Genomic DNA, 18,303 nt, shown 5'->3' on the forward strand with positions numbered 1-18,303 from the left:
CTTGAAATTTAAGAGATTTGGGGGGATTATCTATTTGAGTGCTGAGTTGCTCAGTTCAGAATTGCAAAAGTGAAAAAATTATGGATTGCGATCGCTCTATTCTAGATATTACCAATTCCTTCTTACTTCAGCAAGTTGCACCCAAAGCTAACGAAATAGACAGCAACCCACAAGCGCTATATCAAGCACTCCAAGGTTTGGGAAACTTAGGTTTACTAGCGCTACGAACTGACAAACACGAGAGTGAAGCGACTTTTGGCGACTTTCAAGAATTAATCGCTAGATATTCTGGTACTTTAGCTTTTGTGCAAACCCAACATCAAAGTGCGGCAGCGATGCTCATGACGAGTGACAACTCAGCATTAAAACAAGTATACCTGAAACGGATGGGCAACGGCGAAGTTTTAATGGGAGTCGGTTTCTCTCAGTTGCGACGACAAGGTGAACCCTTAACATTAGCCGTACCTGTAGCGGGAGGATATCAATTAGATGGAGTTGTACCTTGGGTAACTGGCTGGAACTTATTTCAACATTTTATCATTGCTGCGACATTACCTGATGGTAGTGCAGTTTTTGGTATCGTCCCTTTTGTGCAGACATCTCAAATCACATTTACCACCCCAGCACAACTGGCAGCAATGACATCAAGCAATACTGTATCTGCCACTTTAACTCGCTGGTTCTTACCTCAAGAGCGTGTAGTTTTTATTAAACCACCTGGATGGATTCACGAAAACGATAAAAACAACATTTTGCGGGCAACTTTTTTAGCTACAGGATGCGCTTTTGCAGGTTTAGATATTATTGACGCAGCTAAAGAGAATAAATCACTACCTTTTATTCACGATGCCTTTGAATCTTTATTACAAGAATTAACTAAGTGTCGCACTCTGATTAGAGAAGCGCAACTAAAATCAATAGAAACAGCAAAACTATTGCAAATGCGAGCTTGGGCAATTGATTTAGCAACGCGAATCGCTCACGCTGCTGTTACCGTTTCCAGTGGAGCGGCTAATTATATGCATCATCCAGCACAACGAGTTTATCGGGAAGCTTTGGTATTTACGGTAACGGGTCAAACTACCGCAGTTATGGAAGCAACACTTCAGCAGTTAACGCGCTCGTCAATTCAAGATAAAGAATTTCAACCGCAGATAAACGCGGATAAACGCGGATACTCTTTATTATATCAGCGTCCATCTGCGTTCATCAGCGGTTCAAAACTAGAACAGTTAAAGCGCTCGCCAATTCAAGATAAAGAATTTCAACCGCAGATAAACGCGGATAAACGCGGATACTCTTTATTATATCAGCGTTCATCTGCGTTCATCAGCGGTTCAAAATCCTCCGTCATCCATCTAAGTCATATAATTGATCCAGATGTACCGCAATGGGAAGGCGATCCTCCAGTAGAATTTGAGACTGTAGCAGAATTAGAAAAAGATGGTTATTATCTGCGACGTTTCTCTTTGGGGGAACACAGCGCTACTCATATCAACGCTCCGAAAAGTTTTCACAACTTTGGTGTGGGAATTGACAAATACCCTGCCGAATCGTTGGTTGTGTCAGCAGTAGTTATAGATATTCGCGTCAAAACCACAGTTAATTTTGATTATATCCTGACTGTGGCTGATGTTCTGGCTTGGGAAGAAGAATATGGCGAGATTCCCGCAAACAGTGTAGTTTTACTGTATACGGGGTGGCAAGATAAATGGTGTGATAAAGATGCATTTTTCAACCAAGATGCTGAAGGAAGTGTGCATTTTCCGGGGTTTGGCAGTGATGCTGTCCAGTTTTTGCTAGATGAACGCGAAATTGCTGGGGTAGGAATTGATACTCACGGTGTAGATTCTGGGCAAGATACAAGCTTTACTATCAACCGTTTGGTGTTGGAGAAACCGCGCATTGTGTTGGAGAATTTGACTAATTTGGATCGACTGCCACCAAGAGGAGTTATGCTGGCGATCGCACCTCTATTATTACAGCATGGTTCTGGTTCTCCGGTTGGGGTGTTGGCTTTAGTGCCAGGAATTTAAACGCAAAGGAACGCAAAGGTTCGCGGAGTTTTGGTGAGGATATTTTCTTTATAGTTGACGACAATTATTAGGCATCTCCAGAGTGCGTTGGTTGAAAACGGGAGTCCGTTTATTGAAAACGGGAGTCCGTTACTTTCCTTAGCGTGCAGGACGTACTATGCGAATAAGTTCTCCTTGCAAATTTTCCTCTGTTGTTACAGCCTCATTTATCCGTGCTGCAAACTGTTCCCAATTGCGATTGTTGGTACAAACAATAATGCCAAAGTGGTTGGAGTTACGACGATGCAAGCGGATAAAATCATCTCTATTGATAGTTAATATTGAGCGTTCTTGGCTGATGGCAAATGCAAGTACTTCGTCATCAGGTATACCTCGCTCTGCATTACCAGCATCCTGAACCGTCAAAACATCATGTCCCAAAGTACGTAATAATTCCACAACTGGAAACGGAAACTGCTCATCCGCATAAAAGCTTGCCATCAATTAGGCTACCTCGTTGCGCTCAATAGCCAGTTCAATTTCATCAGGATGAGCTTCTGCATATGTCCAAGCATTAGCTAAATCAGTAGCAGTGATGGTTGGATAGCTTGTCAAAAGTTCAGCATCACTATATCCAAGATGACGAGCTTCCACAAGTACCCAAATAGGAATACGAGTTTTGGCAATGCGAGCTTCCCCACCACAGACTTTGGGAGTTTTCTCAATTCCTTTCCAATTGCTGCCGAGACTTTGAGCAAGTAATTGAATAGCCTGCACTTTTTCGCTAGGATTGAGGGCAAGAAGTTGTGGCTCTAACTCTTTGAGTCCCACGGATGTAAATCCTTTGATGTAAGGGAAAGGTGCATTTATAATTTTACCATTTGCAACGCGCTTAGAATGACAATATATATTTAATTTTGCACGACTACTTAAGTTTTTTCGTGCTTCTGCTAGTTGCGTAAGTCCTGGAGATATTTGGACCAGTGGTAGCATTAATTGAAGTTAGTTCTTTTGAGGAAGCGATCGCAATCCTCAACGATAGCAATTACGGTCTTTCTTCTTCAGTTTACACCCGCGACATCAACCGCGCTTTTACTGCCATGCGCGACATCGAAGCGGGGATAACTTATATTAATGGTCCCACAATCGGCGCAGAAGTACATTTACCTTTTGGGGGAGTCAAACAAACCGGTAACGGACACCGCGAAGCCGGAACTACCGCTTTAGATGTATTTACAGAATGGAAAAGTGTGTATGTTGACTTTTCTGGAAGTTTGCAACGCGCCCAGATTGATAATTGGGAATAATACTGATAAAATAATAAGCAACTTGGGCGAAAATATTTACATTCATTGCGCTTGGGCTTAATTTTTGTGTAATACCATTTCTGTATGAAGATGCGCCTAATTTAGCTTGGGTCGGCAGGCTTTGTTTGTATAGCCCCAGGCTAAAGCGCCTGTTTGCGTAGCCTGCGCTCGGCGCAGGGCGAATAAAGCGCAACCTCACATAGAATTGGTATAAGTTCCGATATGAACGAGCGATTACAAATTGATGCTGTTTAATTGATTTTTTTCGGAAACCTAATCTGGGTGAGATTTTCAGCCGTTTTGTGACCGCAAATTATCTCTTGGCTACTTTTACCGATGGTAAAAATAACAGCAAGAACGAGGGTTTCATTGGTTCTCATCAGGTCTATTAGGGTGTATCTGTAAAGCCTTTTATTTCACGAAGAGTAACTATTCTCGTGGTTATCCAGATTCTACCCAACTGAACGAAACATGAAGCCTCGCAATCATTCTCATCACAACAATCCTAATAGATTTGGTGAGTTCAACCTAAAAATTACCTTTAATATTTTTGTTTTTTCTATTGTTGCTTCAATCTTTGCAACGATACTTCATGCCTTAATCCCAAAAGACCATAAAGACACTTTAACTTTTGCTGCTACTACATTTGCTACAAGTGCTGGCGCTTTGGGTGCTTTTTACGCTTATAGAAATCTTAGTCAAAGTACAAACTCTAAAGTTATAGATAGAAGCTTATCTTATCTTCATCGCTGGAATGAAACACAATATATACCTTTACGAGAAGCTTCATTAAAAATTTTTGAACAAATCCGAAAGTACCCCCCTGAGCAACAAGATAAATTTCTTATAGACTATTTTGAGACAAATCCTATAGACAAACAAAAAATTATTACCATTTTAAACTTTTTAACAGAAATGGCTCTGTGCGTCGAAGATGGGATTGTTGATGAAAGATTTTTGAAAAGATACTTTAAAATCATAGTACAAGATTATTGCGAAGATTTTCACGCATTTATCAGTCAAAGAAGAGGAAATGGACACAACAAGGAGGTTTACAAAGCCCTGATGGAATTGAATGAAAGGTGGAGAAATAATGAGAACTAAAACTTAGGTAAATGGAGTAATGTGTAAGCGCACACATTACTCCATTTACCTAATTCACCTGAAATAAACTATTTGCAGAAATTGGACAAGTGGGAAAGGTTAGGAGATGTTAGAACGGAATACTCTTGTCCCTTACCTACCTCTTGTCAGCAAGAGATTTAACTCTGAGGGGGTGAAAAACACTTTTGAACCAAAGACGCAGCAAGAGTTTGGAATGGTTGTGCCATGAAAAGATAAACATCATTTTCCGGCTTTATTGATTCCATTCTCAATAATCATAGTCCAAAAGTATGATTTTTCTGTTGGGATAGGTTCCCAATTTGTTTTGATGTTTCAACGCTCACCCTTTTATAATCTTTATTTGATAAAACTTTGAGACAAAGTTGTTACCCCCTCAGGATTTAACTACAATCCACTGTCGCCCATAAATCCTCCTTCAAGAGACTTCACTCTGTTATCTAGCTATGTTTTTTATACAGGTGATGCGCCCGGTAGAAAAAGGTATAGAGAACAACAACAGATGTTGCTTATTCTATTTACTTAATTTCATCGTTCACAGTGATTTTCCGGATATTATTAAATTTTAATTTAATTTTATACCTAAATTTAGGAACGCCAAAAACTTTGATTTTACTGTCAGACATGCCTTTTACCTTTAAATGACAGGACTTTCAAAGCCGCTATTCAAGCACAAGCTGCTAATTTACAGCAAATTGCAATCAACCGTGCCACAGATGGAATTTTGCGATTTATTTCAGGACTTACGCAACTGGCACATTTATTTTCAACCTGTCATATCATGTCCGGTAGCTTACCCATAATTCATGAAGAACCCCACCCGCCTGTGGCACCCTCCCCGCAAGCTCTTAGGGTTGGGGAGGGGTTCTTTTATTATGGCTGTTTGACCGGACATGATATCACATTCAATTAATTTGGCTCTAACGTTTATAAATCAAACGCTCCTCAACCGTGGTATTTCTCCGAGCATTTCACGGACGCACCTATGGAGCGAAAACTGCGCGTAAGTTTCATGTCGGCATAATGTCGTCGAGTCGCAATTGTAAATTTGGAAACAATAAAGAACAAATCGGCTCTCCCAAGCGATATTGTTGCTGTTGGTACACCCCATTAACTAACTGGCAAATGGTGAAAGTAGGTTGCTTGGGGTTGCCGATAAATTGCAAACCCCCCAAACCGCGAAAATCCACAATCCAATATTCTAGGATATTCAAAAAAGCATATTCTTCCACTTTTCTGGCATAATCATCTTGCCAATTAGTGCTGACCACTTCAGCAACAAGTTTAATGGTATTACCTTTACAAATCACTGGTTCTTTTTGCCAAAGGGGTTCAGTAGCAAGTTCTGTTTTATCTAAAACAATGACATCAGGACGCAGTGCTGTGGCTTCAGCATTTAGGGGTTTTATCAAACAAGTTTTTGGAACCAACCAATTGAAATTAGCACGAAAAATTTCCACATAAATTCTACCTGCAATACTCCCCGCAACCGCTTCGTGTGGACCAGTCGGTTCCATCTCTCTAAGTTCTCCGTCAATGAGTTCATACCGTGTGTTATCCCCATATTGGGCAATAAACTCCTCAAAGCTAAGTTGTTTGGATGGGGTGTAGGTCATAGATGGTAGAAAGTAAAGTTCTGCCAAGTTAATTATACTCAAGCGCGATCGCAGAAAGTCTCTACAACTCTTATTCCTTAGTGCACTTGGCGTACTTGGCGGTTCGTTTTTTCAATCAGGAGTGCGTAAGTCCTATTATTATTATAATCAAGCGCGATCGCCCTAGCACAAGTCGGCGTAAATAAACCAACCATTCTCAATCGCTAAAAAGCTTACTCCATATTACTTTTGACTTTTTATCGAATCACTACCAGTCCTCAAATTACCCCACCCTAACCCTCCCCTTATAAAGGCTACGGTGTAGACACAAGTCTTGCCGCAGCCATATCTTTATTAATAAATCTGGCACTGCGTTTCTATCCCGCCTCGGAATGAATTCCGAGTCTCATAGCTAAAGTCCACTCAAGTGGACTAAATGATTAATCTGAACTTCCCCCCAAGCAAAAAGAGCTAACTCTTAACCAGAGCGACTTTCAACGTTTTTCGATTCGCCCTTACTGGGTACAAATTGTCAAAGGGTCTTGCGGAGCGAATTTGAGGCGTTGACCCCCAGTTTCTTAGTTTACCACAGATGTGCCAATAGTTCTATCGCTTACATGGGTACACAAATCTATGCGTCAAGAGCTAGGTTCATTGCCTAGCAAAGGTTTAAGGGCTGTTTAGTACATTTGCACCGGGGGAAGTTCAGATTAATTCACTCTAGTCAATTTGGGTGGACTTCAGCTATCAGCCCTGAACTTCAGTTCTGGGCGGGATGACGTGTGGGATGCAGTAACTGTGGGACTTGATATGACAACCTCAATCATGAAAAAATATATATTTTTGTGAAATTTTTGTGTCAATCATAGCTAAGTTGCAGTCAAGATATTGCAAACGTCTAAATACTAAAAAGTATTTAAACACGATACATGTAGTAAAATAACTCACCGCTAATATCAAAAATCTTAATGCTATGACCTGGTTTGCTTTGTGTGTGAGACGGTGGAGTAGAATTATACAATTTCTTTCTTTGTCTTGTTTATGTTTATTGTTGGTTGTCAGTTGTAGTACTACTCAACAGACAAGTACATCCACATCTGTTACTACCACAGGCGATGGTCGTATTACAATAGGTACGACATCGAAGCCGAGAACTCTCGATCCGGCTGATGCTTATGAGTTGGCATCCCTTGGTTTAGTGTATAACATGAGCGATCGCCTGTACACCTACGAACCGGGGAGTACAGAAATTAAGCCTCAACTTGCCACAGCATTACCCAAAGTCAGTTCTGATGGTTTAACTTACATCATTCCCCTGCGTCAGGGAGTAGTGTTTCACGATGGAACACCCTTTAATGCCAAAGCAATGGAATTTAGTTTGCGACGCTTTATCGAAAATAAAGGTAAACCGTCTTTCTTGTTATCTGATACCGTGGACTCAATGAAAGCAACCGGCGATTATGAGTTAACCATCAAACTAAAACAGCCTTTTGCAGCTTTTCCCTCACTCCTAGCATTTTCTGGGACTTGTGCAGTTTCACCGAAAGCTTACGAACTTGGTGCAGGCAAATTTAAGCCGAATATTTTTGTCGGGACTGGACCTTACAAATTAGCAAATTATGGAACAGATTCGGTGCGATTTGATGTATTTGATAAGTACTGGGGAGAAAAACCAGTTAATAAAGGTATCAACCTGCAAATCCAGACTAGTTCAGTTAACTTATTTAACGCTTTCCGCACAGGTGCAATTGATGTAGCTTATTTATCTCTGCAACCCGATCAAGTTCAGAGTTTGGAACAAAGTGCGAAAAAAGGAGATTGGCAAGCGATTACGGCTCAAGGTAGTGTAGTAAGTTATATGGCTTTGAATCGCAATCAGAAGCCTTTGGATAAAGTAGAAGTCAGACAAGCGATCGCGGCAATGATTAATCGTCCTTTAATTATGCAACGCGCTTTATTTGGTCAAGCCGCTCCACTTTATAGTATGCTTCCAACTACATTTAGTGTTTCCCAGCCCTTATTTAAAGATAAATACGGCGATGCTAACTTTGATCGAGCTAAACAATTATTAACTACTGCTGGTTTCTCCAAAGCAAATCCCGCAAAAGTACAAATTTGGTATCCATCTAGTTCACCTACTCGTGGTTTAGCAGGACAAACACTTAAAGCCATTGCCGATCAAAAAATGGATGGATTGCTGCAATTTGAAATTACCCCAGTAGAAAGTGCGACCTTTTTTAAAGAAGGTCCTAAAGGTATATATCCAGCAACTTTGTTAGATTGGTATCCAGATTTTTTAGATCCAGATAATTACGTCCAGCCTTTTTTATATTGTAAAAAAGGGTCAGATGCCAAAGGATGCGAAGATGGTGGAAGTCAATCACAGGGTTCGTTTTACTATAACGAAGCCATGAATAAATTAATTGACCAGCAACGCAAAGAACAAAATCCGGAAGCACGCAAAAAAATCTTTGCCGACATTCAAACTCAAACCACAAATGATGTACCTTACATTCCTTTATGGCAAAACACAGATTATGCATTTGCCCAAAAACAAGTTAGCAACGTGCAACTTGACCCTACCCAAAATCTGATTTACAAGACGATTAAAAAATAGGACTAGGGACTAGGGACTAGGGACTAGGGACTAGGTAAGAAGGTTATTTCCCCTTTCCCCCTTCCCCTCAATACGGTTCGGTTAAGGCAAGAGACGCGATAAATTGTCGTCTCTACAAAGGACTTATTATTGTAAAGACGGCGATTCATCGCGTCTTTGCGATCTATAATTTTCATCAAAAAATCTTATCCGAACCGTATTGCCCTTCCCCTTTCCCCTTTCCCCTTTCCCCCTTTCCCCTTTTCCCCCTTCCCCCTCTTCAATTAATCTTATGTCTCGCTCAAAAGCCTTACAATATTACATCGTCTCCCGTTTACTTTTAGCCCCACTTCAACTGCTAACTATCATCACAATTGTATTTCTTTTATTAAGAGCAACACCGGGAGATCCGGCAGATGCAATTCTTGGTGGACGTGCTCCAGAAAGTGCTAAAGAAGAATTACGAAAACAACTAGGTTTAGACCTTCCCATATGGTTACAATATCTCAATTATTTGGGACAAATACTGCGTTTTGATTTAGGAACTTCTTTAACAAGTCGGGGACAAGCAGTTTGGGAAGTAATTGGACAATATTTCCCCGCAACCGTAGAGTTAGCAGTGTGTAGTATGGCAGTTGCGCTGATTGTCGGAATTAGCGTTGGAACTCTTTCTGCTTCTCGTCCTGGGACATTTTTGGATGTTGGCGGACGATTGTTTGGTATCATTAGTTATGCACTGCCCATGTTTTGGGCGGGAATGTTGCTACAATTAGTCTTCTCAGTACAATTAGGTTGGTTCCCTAACTCCAACCGCTTCCCACCAAATCTTGCTCCCCCCACTGGAATCACAGGTTTGTATACAATTGATAGCTTGCTGAGTGGTAACTTAAGTCAGTTTTTTATATCTTTGCATCATTTAGCACTGCCGAGTCTAACGCTGGGAGTTTTGCTTAGTGGTGTTTTTGAGCGAATTGTCCGAGTTAATTTAAAGCAAACCATGAAAGCAGATTATGTAGAAGCTGCCAGAGCAAGAGGTATTTCGGAAAACAAGATTTTAGTTTCCCATGCTTTAAAAAATGCTTTAATTCCAGTGATTACAGTCTTAGGGTTAACTTTTGCTTCTCTATTGGGTGGAGCAATTTTAACTGAGGTAACATTTTCTTGGCCCGGGTTGGCAAATCGGCTGTATCAAGGGATATCCGATCGCGATTATCCCACAGTTCAGGGAGTGTTAGTCTTTTTTGGGGCGATCGTCGTGGGTGCAAGCATTTTGATTGATATTTTGAATGCATATATAGACCCACGCATTAGATATTAGCAAATAGACATCTGGTATAAAAGACGTAGAGACGTTCCGGTGGAACGTCTCTACAAAAGTTTCGGGCAACGCATAATTAATTTCTACCAGATGTCTGATAGAGCGATCGCATTATTCTTGAATCTGAAATTATATAAGACGTTCCACCGGAACGTCTCTACAAGATATACTTATTCATAATTAAACCTTTATACAATGCGTGAATGACAGCGATATTCCTGTAAAAATCCTGTTTTTAGCAGCCGAACCGAGTAATGAACCTCGGTTGCGTTTAGGGCAAGAGTTGCGAGATATTCGTGAACGGTTGCAACTATCCAAAGAGAGAGATAGATTTATATTAGAGTCCCGTGAGTCGGTTCGGGTTGGGGACATAACACAGGCAATATTCGATGTCGATCCGCAAATAGTGCATTTCTCCGGACATGGAACAAGTACAGGGGAGCTTCACTTTGAGAGTTTAACAGGAAAATCGCAGCTTGTACCAGCCGATGCTTTAGCAGCGTTATTTGAACGGTTCGCAGATAAAATCGATTGTGTAGTTTTGAACGCTTGTTATTCTGAGATTCAAGGGAAAGCGATCGCACAATATATTAGATTTGTAATTGGGATGAATCAGGATATTGGAGATAAAGCTGCGATCGCTTTTTCGGTTGGTTTTTATAAGGCATTAGCCGCAAACCGTTCAATTGAAGAGGCTTACCAGTTTGGCTGTGTAGAGATTCGACTATATAATCTTCCAGAACATCTCAAACCAGTTATTTATATAAATCCCACCGCAAAGCCGAGATTTAAACCAATAATTCCTAATCCCTTTGTACCCCAAAATGGCAGAGTAGAACAGCTGGAACAGTTTTTTGGACGACAGCGAGAAATCCAAAGAGTATTTGAGGTGTTAAATAGTGGTAGTAGTGTAGCATTAATTGGAAAAGATGGTCTTGGCAAGTCCTCTCTGTTATGGGAGATTTGCCGAGTCGCAGAAAATCTTCTTCAACAGGAGCGTCAAGCAGTATTCTTTGATTTAAATGACATTGGTGATGAAAAAGACTTCTACATTGCTTTGTGTGACAAGGTTAGTATCCCCGAATGTAAAGGTTATAAACTAACTCGCAGTTTGCGACAACGCGATAAAAAAGTACTGCTAGCTTTAGATAATGTCGGTAAACTTACCTGGAAAGGATTTACTCGTCAAGTTCGGGATCAACTGCGCGGTTTAGCTGAGGGTGGTGATGCTCCTCTACGTTTGATTTTAGCAGCTAATGAACCTCTGGAAGATTTGTTTAACGATAGTCACAATGATGGTAAGACATCACCGCTTGCAGGTATTTGCCAAGAAGAAAATATCCTACCTTGGGAGGATGCCATCATGCGTGATTTTATTGCCTCTCGTTTGAAGAATACTTCTGTGAGTTTTACTGAAGAGGAAATTATTCAACTTGTCCAGGAAAGTAGGGGACATCCTCGGAAGCTGATGCAATTGTGCTATCGAACTTATCGAAAATATGCGGAGGGTGGGCAATGAAATTGCATCTTGTACAATTGTTGTTTATCATCCACACCCACCTGGGATTAAAATCCCAGACTGATAGCGAAAGTCCACTCAAGTGGACTGTTATCGGGTTTGGCAATTATATAGAGAAGATTTTAGCTATTGCCGAATTAATAAAGATTCATATTTATCAGTTCCAATCTATCTTGATTTCAGTGCGTTTCAACGCACTTGAGCTATTAGCCCGAAATTTATTTCTGGGCGGGAAAACAACGCAAAACCAACGTTTCGAGTGTGCCGTTCACACCCGCTTAGGAATGGAAGGTATCCAATGAACCAGCAAAGCCCAGTTCCCCGCCTAGACTTAGCGCCCAAACTTAAGCGCCCCCTCTCCCTATGGAACCCGTTGGATTATCTGCGCCTGTTGTACTGGGTATTTTACTTCCCCCAAGCTTTGCGGTGGTATGTGGACACCTTTGGGGGTGGGTATATACCTGAAGGAGAAATGAATTGGCGCAAGGGACGGGAGTTGCTTTCTCAAAATCCGATTCAGCGTCAGTTACTTTTTCAAGGAGTGGTTTTAACAGTTGTGACACCACTGCTTTTGTGTGTAATTCTTCAGCGAATAGGTATTTTTATTGATTGGTTCGGCGTGGCGTGGGGCGTAAGGTTTAGTGTGGGGTTCGGTGGGGTGTTCGGCGTGGTGTTGGGTGTGGCGTTAGGCGTGGGGTTCGGCGTGGTGTTGGGTGTGGCGTTAGGCGTGGGGTTCGGCGTGGCGTTAGGCGTGGGGTTCGGAGTGGTGTTGGGCGTAGGGTTCGGCGTGGCGTGGGGCGTGGCGTTGGGCGTGGTGTGGGTCGTAGCGTTGGGTGTAGCGTTGAGCGTGGGGTTCGGTGTGGGGTCGGGCGTGGCGTTGGGCGTGGCGTTGGGCGTGGCGTTGGGCGTGGCGTTGGGCGTGGCGTTCCTCGTGGCGTTAAGCGTGGCGTTGGGCATGGCGTCGAGCGTGGCGTTAAGCGTGACGTTGGGCATGGCATCGGGCGTGGCGATACTTCGTCTAGAAAATTGGCTTTTAGGTCTGCCTTTTTTTATACAAATGCCCCAGAATAGAAGGTGGCAAATCCCTCATGTCACTCCACTTCCCCTTTACTCTCTGTCTTCTCGATTGAAAAGTTGGCTACATCAAGACTGGGAAACTGGTTTATATAACGCTAACCAATTGCTGGCTTATACTCTGCAATTTATTCCCGTTGTTCAAGCTGTAAATCAGGTATTGGCTACAACGCCTCCAGAGCAAGTCATTTTTCGCGTAGTTCAGTTAGCTGAAACCCCTTTTGATTGGCGGCTAGTGCGTTTTGCCTCTGCTTCTTTAAACGCAGCGCTAAAGTCAGAATTTATTAAAGGTATTCCCTTCTTACCCTTTAACTGGAAACGAAGACTCCAAACTCGTTTTGTCACCGATACCCGCTTAGACACTCCTGCCCATGCTGCTGCGGCTGGTTTTTGGTATCTGCATGAAAAAGAACCAGCTAAAGCAATGGAGGCTTTTGCAGTGGTGCGTTCTCTTCCTTATGGTGAAGAGATGTTCACCCTCGCCGAAATTCTCACAGCTTTTGATAAAGCTAAAACAGCAGACACCATTACTGCCATACAAATTCCTCCCTTCCCACAAGAACCGCTACTGCGTCCAACAACTTGGGAAACACTCACATCTCTAAAGCAAGTAGTTGAAAATGCCCAACTTATAGAGCGTAGTTCTTCTCGTTTTGAACGTTCCTCAACCCTCAATCGCGCTTTAGGGGAACTGAAAACTATTCTAAATAATCAGGAATATTTGCCCAACGCGGAGCAAGATTTAATTGTCAATATCGCCCAAACTTGGGAAGAAGCACTGCTAAATATTGCAGGTAAAGTAGGTGAAATTGTCATTACCGAACCTGTAAATAATCCCTACGTTGCCGGGAACCCAGTGGAAGGCAACCTCTTTGTCGGACGGGAAACAATTATACGACAGCTAAAAGAACTTTGGGTAACAAGTCGTCAACTCCAGTCTGTGGTAATCTACGGTCACAGACGCATGGGCAAAACTTCCATCTTGCGAAACGTCGCTAATTTTGTCAGTGCAGATGTACAGGTAGCCTATGTCAACTTGCTAAATGTGGGAGATAGCCCTCAAGGAGTTGGGGAGGTACTAATGGCAATTAGCGATGAAATTTCTGAAGCGGTGCAAATTCCACCTCCAGCTGATGCTGATTTGCTTAACCTTCCGTACCGTACTTTTGAACGCTATTTAAAACAGGTTGTAGAGACGCGAAATTTCGCGTCTCTACAAAATTCAAAGGGTTTAATTATCGCTTTAGACGAGTTTGAGCAAATCGAGAAACTAATTGAAGCGGGAAAAATCCCTGTAGACTTTATGGCATATCTGCGGGGGTTGGCGCAAAAAAGCTCTAAAATTGCCTTTGCTTTAGCTGGCTTGCACACATTGGAAGAAATGACAAGCGATTACTTCCAACCTTTTTACGCTAGCATTACTTCTATTCCCGTTGGTTTTATGGAAGCAGGCGCAACGCGAGAGATTTTAGCAAATCCAGCTATTGAGGATTTTCCCCTCGATTATACCCCGGAAGCATTAAATAAAATCTACGACCTCACCCACGGACAACCATATTTAGTGCAACTCGTGGGTTTTCAGTTAGTTCGTCGCTACAACGACCAAGTTTTTACCATGAGAAACCGACGCAACCCCGTTTTTACAGTCGAGGATGTGGAAGTTGTGATTAAAGATCCTGATTTCTTCAAAAAGGGAAGCGGCTATTTTAATGGTGTTTGGGGTCAAGCGGTGCGCGGTGCGGTTGGACAACATCATATACTCAAGATACTTGCACCTCACCCCCAAGGCTTAACTCTTGATGCCTTAGTTCAATCTACAGACATGGATGAGGCAACTTTGCAAGAAGCTTTGAAAACTCTCATGCACCATGATGTAGTTAAAGAAATTGACGAATGTTGGCGAATTATTGTGGAGCTTTTTCGCCTTTGGCTTTTACAATAAGTAAGTGGGGGAAATTAAATGTAAAATACTCTCCTGGTTCGTAGTGAGCGGTTTACCGCTCAAGCAAGGATTTTAACGGCTGAAGCCGTTACTACGTTAAAGAGCGTTTATTTATGCCCATCTACTTAGACATCGACCAAATTTAATTATGCCTTATCCAAAATCCTGGTAGAGACGTTCCGCCGGAACGTCTCTACAGATGTGATAAATTATCATGGTTCACCAACAAGGGTAAATGCAGCCCAATCAAGGGGACGTGAATATTGCTTCTTTGTTGTCAGCATAGCGTTTCTCAATGCAATGGCTTGATCGGGATTTTGCCCCAGATTTTCATAAAATCTAGTCATCAAGAATTCTGTGGAATCATCTGACACTGCCCACAAAGATACAATAACACTGGATGCGCCGGCACTAATTAATGAGCGAGATAGTCCCACAACTCCATCACCGGTAATGCGTCCCTCCCCTGTGTCGCAAGCGCTGAGGACTACTAATACAGCGTTGAGGTTGAGATTGAGAATTTCATCAGCTGTGAGTAAACCATCGTTAATTTGACCTGTATTGTCGGGAGCAAGAGCGATCGCACCAGGTACACCCAATCCTTTAAAATCATCTAATAGTCCGTGAGTTGCTAGATGAATAATTCTCGCTTTGTTCATCTGTTGCACTATAGAAGCTTTGGTTGCAACTTTTCCAGTCATTGCTTTAGTTTTGAGAAGTTTAGCAACTTTAATTGCTTCTGCTTCCGCACCTGGTAAAGTGGCTAACTGCTGCGGTTTTTCACCACTTTTAGTTATAATACTCGGCATAGTTGGATTTCCCACTACTAAAGCATCTTTGCCTTGTAGGGAAGCAAACATTCCCCCACCTAAGCGTTCTCGTTTTTCGCTTGTCAGTTGTAGCACCTGTATCGCTGGAGCTGTAAGTATAGTGTGTTTTTCGATTAAGTACTTATTATTCTGGTCTTCGAGTGCTGGAAATGGAACCAGAAATAGCTCATTTTGAGGAATGAAAATCACGCGCTGATTGGGGTCAGTAGGCAATAATTTAGCAATTGGATCAATTAAGACTTTGTGCAGTTGCTTTAGTTTGCTGATTTGAGGAACTGCATCTATATTTGCATTCGTAGGTATACCGCGTCCTCTCAGACCAAGAGATTGACGACTGCTGGTAACAAGTTGTGTTAAGGATGTAGATGTGAGGTTAACTTGCTTAAAACTAACTGCACCTGTGGGCTGAACTACCCAGATATAAAGTAGTTTATCTGAAACAATGGAATACTCAACAAGTGCTGCTTTTTGTTTTTTGGCAATAAGCTGGATTTGGTTGATTGTTACCGGTTTAATAGTCGGTGGAATCTTGGAATTTGGCGAAAGTCGTGATGTTAATAACTCTACAAAGGCTTTGCTTCTACCCCGTTCGGCAATTTCTAAAGCTGAATTGATTTTACCTTGAGCAATCAAAGCTTGTTGCATTTCACGGTAAGTTTCAGCTTGAGATTCAAAGATTGAAACTTTATAAACATCAGTTAATCCTGGTCGCAGAGATTCCCAAATATTAATTGCAGTTAGAAGCATTTTTGCCGCAGCAGCAGCTTGACCTGTTTTCAATAAAGTGCGACCTAAACTAGTGCGGGTTACTGCTTCCGCTGGGGGGTGTTGCTGTTCTATAGTAATTGCTAAAACTTGCTGATAAAGTTTTAATGCTTTGGGGTATTGCTTGAGATCCTCATAAACTGTCCCCATTTCATGAAGGGTTGCACCTTCTATTCTGCGATAACCTAATTTTTGCGAAATTGTCAGAACTTGCTGATAGAAGTTTAATGCTTTGGTTTCCTGTTTCTGATTGTTGTAAAGTACACCTAGAGAAAGCAAAGCGGTTGCTTCTTGAAAACGATCGCGATCTTGTTTCGCAATTTTCAAAGCTGGCTGTAAAAATGACAGTGCTTTCGGGTATTGTTGTAAATCATCGTACACTTCCCCAATATTTCTTAAAGCAATTCCCTCACCAGAACGGTTACGCACTTCTTTCGTAATTGCCAGACCTTGCTCTAAAAAACGCAGTGCTTTGGGATACTCTCCTAAACTCTTGTAGAGTCCGCCAATATAGGTTAATGTTGTGCCTTCACCATTGCGTGCAAGGCTATCGGGACTTTTATCGCCGACTTGTTTTAATATTGCTAACCCTTGCTGATAAAATTTTAATGCTTTGCTGTACTGTCCCAGACTATGATAACTTAACCCAATGTTGCTCAGAGTAATGCCTTCATTGGTTTTATCGCCTGTTTGCTTAAAAATTGCGATCGCTTGCTCATAGGATGAGACTGCCTTTTTATCCTGTCCTAAACTGTGATATGTCTGCCCAATGTAGCTCAAAATATTAGCTTTATCTTCAGGCTTATTGTTTGTGACAATAACTAAGCTTCGCCCAAATGTATCTAAAGCCTTTTTCAACTCTCCTTGACGATACTGCTGAACACCTGCTTTGTACAACCGTGAAGCTTCAGTTTGGTCTAAAGGTCTGTCTATAGATGTAGTTGTAATTTCTACAGGAATCTTAGCCATCTGTCGGTAGAAAATTACACAGAAGACCAAGGTTACAGGGATAAACAGTAAACGGTAGATAAGCCTAGTGTTCATTAGATATCTCCGGAAAAAATTATCCGTTGCCCGAAAGCTTTGTAGAGACGTAGCATTGGAACGTCTCTACATCATATCCAATATCCGAGTTTAGATGACTGTTTAGAAAAGCTTTGATCAAATAGGCGATCGCACATACTGTAGAGACGTTCCGGCGGAACGTCTTTACGACTGTTATCAAAGGCTAGAAAAATCTTTTAGCGTACTTTCATAACCGCCAAATTCCTGGACATATTCCAGAATAGAAGTACCAAATTCATCATAAGATACTTTACCGGAAGTTAAAAGCTGTACAACTTTATCTGGACCTCTCAAGTGTGCGCCGGCTAGAATGCCAGAAATGGTGATTGTGATTGTTTTTGACTTTCCTTTGTCGTCAAATGTCTTTTTCCGATCAAGATACTCATTGATAGATTTTCCTTGTGTTTTCAGGATATTATTAATATCTTGCCAATACACTGCAAAAGCTTCACGAATCGCTTTTTCTTGAACTTCAGGAGAATTGAGGAATTTGACTTTGCTATCAATCCCATTCTTTCCTGTCCATCTACCTTGCCAGTAATTCTTCTTACTACCATTTCCATAATAAACGTTGGCTTGATAGTAACCAAGACGAATCAGCAAAACTTCCGCAAACTGATATTTGCCAAGAAAACCCAACTCTGGATTTTCAAACATATACTGTTTTGCTCCTGATTGTATCCCTGTTTCCCGAACTCCCAGCGCTAACAGCATATCTTGCAAACTTCCTTTGCTCGTCGTCTGCTGATTTTTTGGAGAACTTGCAACTATCATAGATGGTTTCATCTGCTTTAAATCGCTTCCCACCACAATTAGATGCGGTAAATTGGCATAACTAGAAAAGAGGTGAGCGATTAAAAGTAATTTAGTATACATGTTTTCATCAGGATTAAAATTGCTTTTGATTGTAAAGCCAGTCTGGGTAAGATGTAATACTTTTAAATAAAAGTATAAAAAAAGGAGTGAAAAACCTCACCCTGTCCGTACCGGACATCCCTCTCCTTATTAAGGAGAGGGAAAGATTTTAGCGTAGCTAAAAGCGAGGGTGAGGTTTTTCGGATTTGTATGTACACGATAGAACGATTAAATTACAAGAAAGGCAGAAGTTCGAGGGCAGAAGGCACTTATGTTAGGAGTATCAATTAAAACTTACTT

Annotated in this window: 12 protein-coding genes and 1 pseudogene; 8 read left to right on the forward strand and 5 right to left on the reverse strand. The window is 41.6% G+C overall.

Going from position 1 to position 18,303, the window contains the following annotated elements; translation table 11 throughout:
* The first annotated feature begins 80 nt into the window (after positions 1 to 80).
* Positions 81 to 2,036 (forward strand): cyclase family protein, encoded by a 1,956-nt coding sequence (locus tag TOL9009_RS0113585; protein WP_029633293.1) that lies wholly within the window; start codon positions 81 to 83, stop codon positions 2,034 to 2,036.
* A gap of 138 nt (positions 2,037 to 2,174) precedes the next feature.
* Here TOL9009_RS0113585 and TOL9009_RS0113590 read toward each other — a convergent pair whose 3' ends face one another.
* Positions 2,175 to 2,516: a DUF5615 family PIN-like protein gene (locus TOL9009_RS0113590; protein ID WP_029633294.1), complete on the reverse strand. Its 342-nt coding sequence runs from the start codon at positions 2,514 to 2,516 to the stop codon at positions 2,175 to 2,177.
* Between the two features lie 3 nt (positions 2,517 to 2,519).
* Positions 2,520 to 3,008, reverse strand: a complete 489-nt coding sequence (locus tag TOL9009_RS0113595; protein ID WP_199341415.1) for a DUF433 domain-containing protein — start codon at positions 3,006 to 3,008, stop codon at positions 2,520 to 2,522.
* Here TOL9009_RS0113595 and TOL9009_RS0113600 point away from each other — a divergent pair.
* Both TOL9009_RS0113600 and TOL9009_RS0113605 read left to right on the forward strand, forming a co-directional pair.
* A pseudogene (locus TOL9009_RS0113600) lies at positions 2,984 to 3,322 on the forward strand (aldehyde dehydrogenase family protein); the annotation flags it as partial. The gene TOL9009_RS0113595 and the pseudogene TOL9009_RS0113600 overlap by 25 nt on opposite strands.
* 471 nt (positions 3,323 to 3,793) lie before the next feature.
* Positions 3,794 to 4,426 (forward strand): DUF4760 domain-containing protein, encoded by a 633-nt coding sequence (locus TOL9009_RS0113605; protein WP_029633297.1) that lies wholly within the window; start codon positions 3,794 to 3,796, stop codon positions 4,424 to 4,426.
* Positions 4,427 to 5,454: 1,028 nt separating this feature from the next.
* Here the strand turns inward: TOL9009_RS0113605 and TOL9009_RS0113615 are convergent.
* Positions 5,455 to 6,060, reverse strand: coding sequence for a Uma2 family endonuclease (locus tag TOL9009_RS0113615; protein ID WP_029633298.1), 606 nt, complete (start codon positions 6,058 to 6,060; stop codon positions 5,455 to 5,457).
* A gap of 952 nt (positions 6,061 to 7,012) precedes the next feature.
* Here TOL9009_RS0113615 and TOL9009_RS0113620 point away from each other — a divergent pair.
* From TOL9009_RS0113620 to TOL9009_RS0113640, 5 genes are all read left to right on the forward strand, one after another.
* Positions 7,013 to 8,656 carry an ABC transporter substrate-binding protein gene (locus TOL9009_RS0113620; protein ID WP_029633299.1) on the forward strand — a complete coding sequence of 548 codons (1,644 nt, stop codon included), beginning with the start codon at positions 7,013 to 7,015 and terminating at the stop codon, positions 8,654 to 8,656.
* Positions 8,657 to 8,927: 271 nt separating this feature from the next.
* Positions 8,928 to 9,953, forward strand: coding sequence for an ABC transporter permease (locus TOL9009_RS0113625; RefSeq protein WP_029633300.1), 1,026 nt, complete (start codon positions 8,928 to 8,930; stop codon positions 9,951 to 9,953).
* 199 nt (positions 9,954 to 10,152) lie between these two features.
* Positions 10,153 to 11,472: a CHAT domain-containing protein gene (locus TOL9009_RS0113630; RefSeq protein WP_038296340.1), complete on the forward strand. Its 1,320-nt coding sequence runs from the start codon at positions 10,153 to 10,155 to the stop codon at positions 11,470 to 11,472.
* On the forward strand, positions 11,469 to 11,774 hold the full coding sequence (locus TOL9009_RS0113635; protein WP_029633302.1) for a hypothetical protein: 306 nt from the start codon (positions 11,469 to 11,471) through the stop codon (positions 11,772 to 11,774). The genes TOL9009_RS0113630 and TOL9009_RS0113635 overlap by 4 nt, the downstream gene beginning before the upstream one ends.
* Complete coding sequence (locus TOL9009_RS0113640) at positions 11,771 to 14,488, forward strand: AAA family ATPase (protein WP_029633303.1); 2,718 nt, start codon at positions 11,771 to 11,773, stop codon at positions 14,486 to 14,488. The genes TOL9009_RS0113635 and TOL9009_RS0113640 overlap by 4 nt, the downstream gene beginning before the upstream one ends.
* 212 nt (positions 14,489 to 14,700) lie before the next feature.
* Here the strand turns inward: TOL9009_RS0113640 and TOL9009_RS39070 are convergent, their stop codons facing one another.
* Positions 14,701 to 17,052, reverse strand: a complete 2,352-nt coding sequence (locus TOL9009_RS39070) for a CHAT domain-containing protein (protein WP_051502891.1) — start codon at positions 17,050 to 17,052, stop codon at positions 14,701 to 14,703.
* Between the two features lie 252 nt (positions 17,053 to 17,304).
* Positions 17,305 to 18,024, reverse strand: a complete 720-nt coding sequence (locus TOL9009_RS0113650; RefSeq protein WP_029633304.1) for a hypothetical protein — start codon at positions 18,022 to 18,024, stop codon at positions 17,305 to 17,307.
* Positions 18,025 to 18,303 lie beyond the last annotated feature (279 nt).

Origin of the sequence: [Scytonema hofmanni] UTEX 2349 (genome assembly GCF_000582685.1) — a bacterium.
Lineage (GTDB): Bacteria > Cyanobacteriota > Cyanobacteriia > Cyanobacteriales > Nostocaceae > Hassallia > Hassallia hofmanni.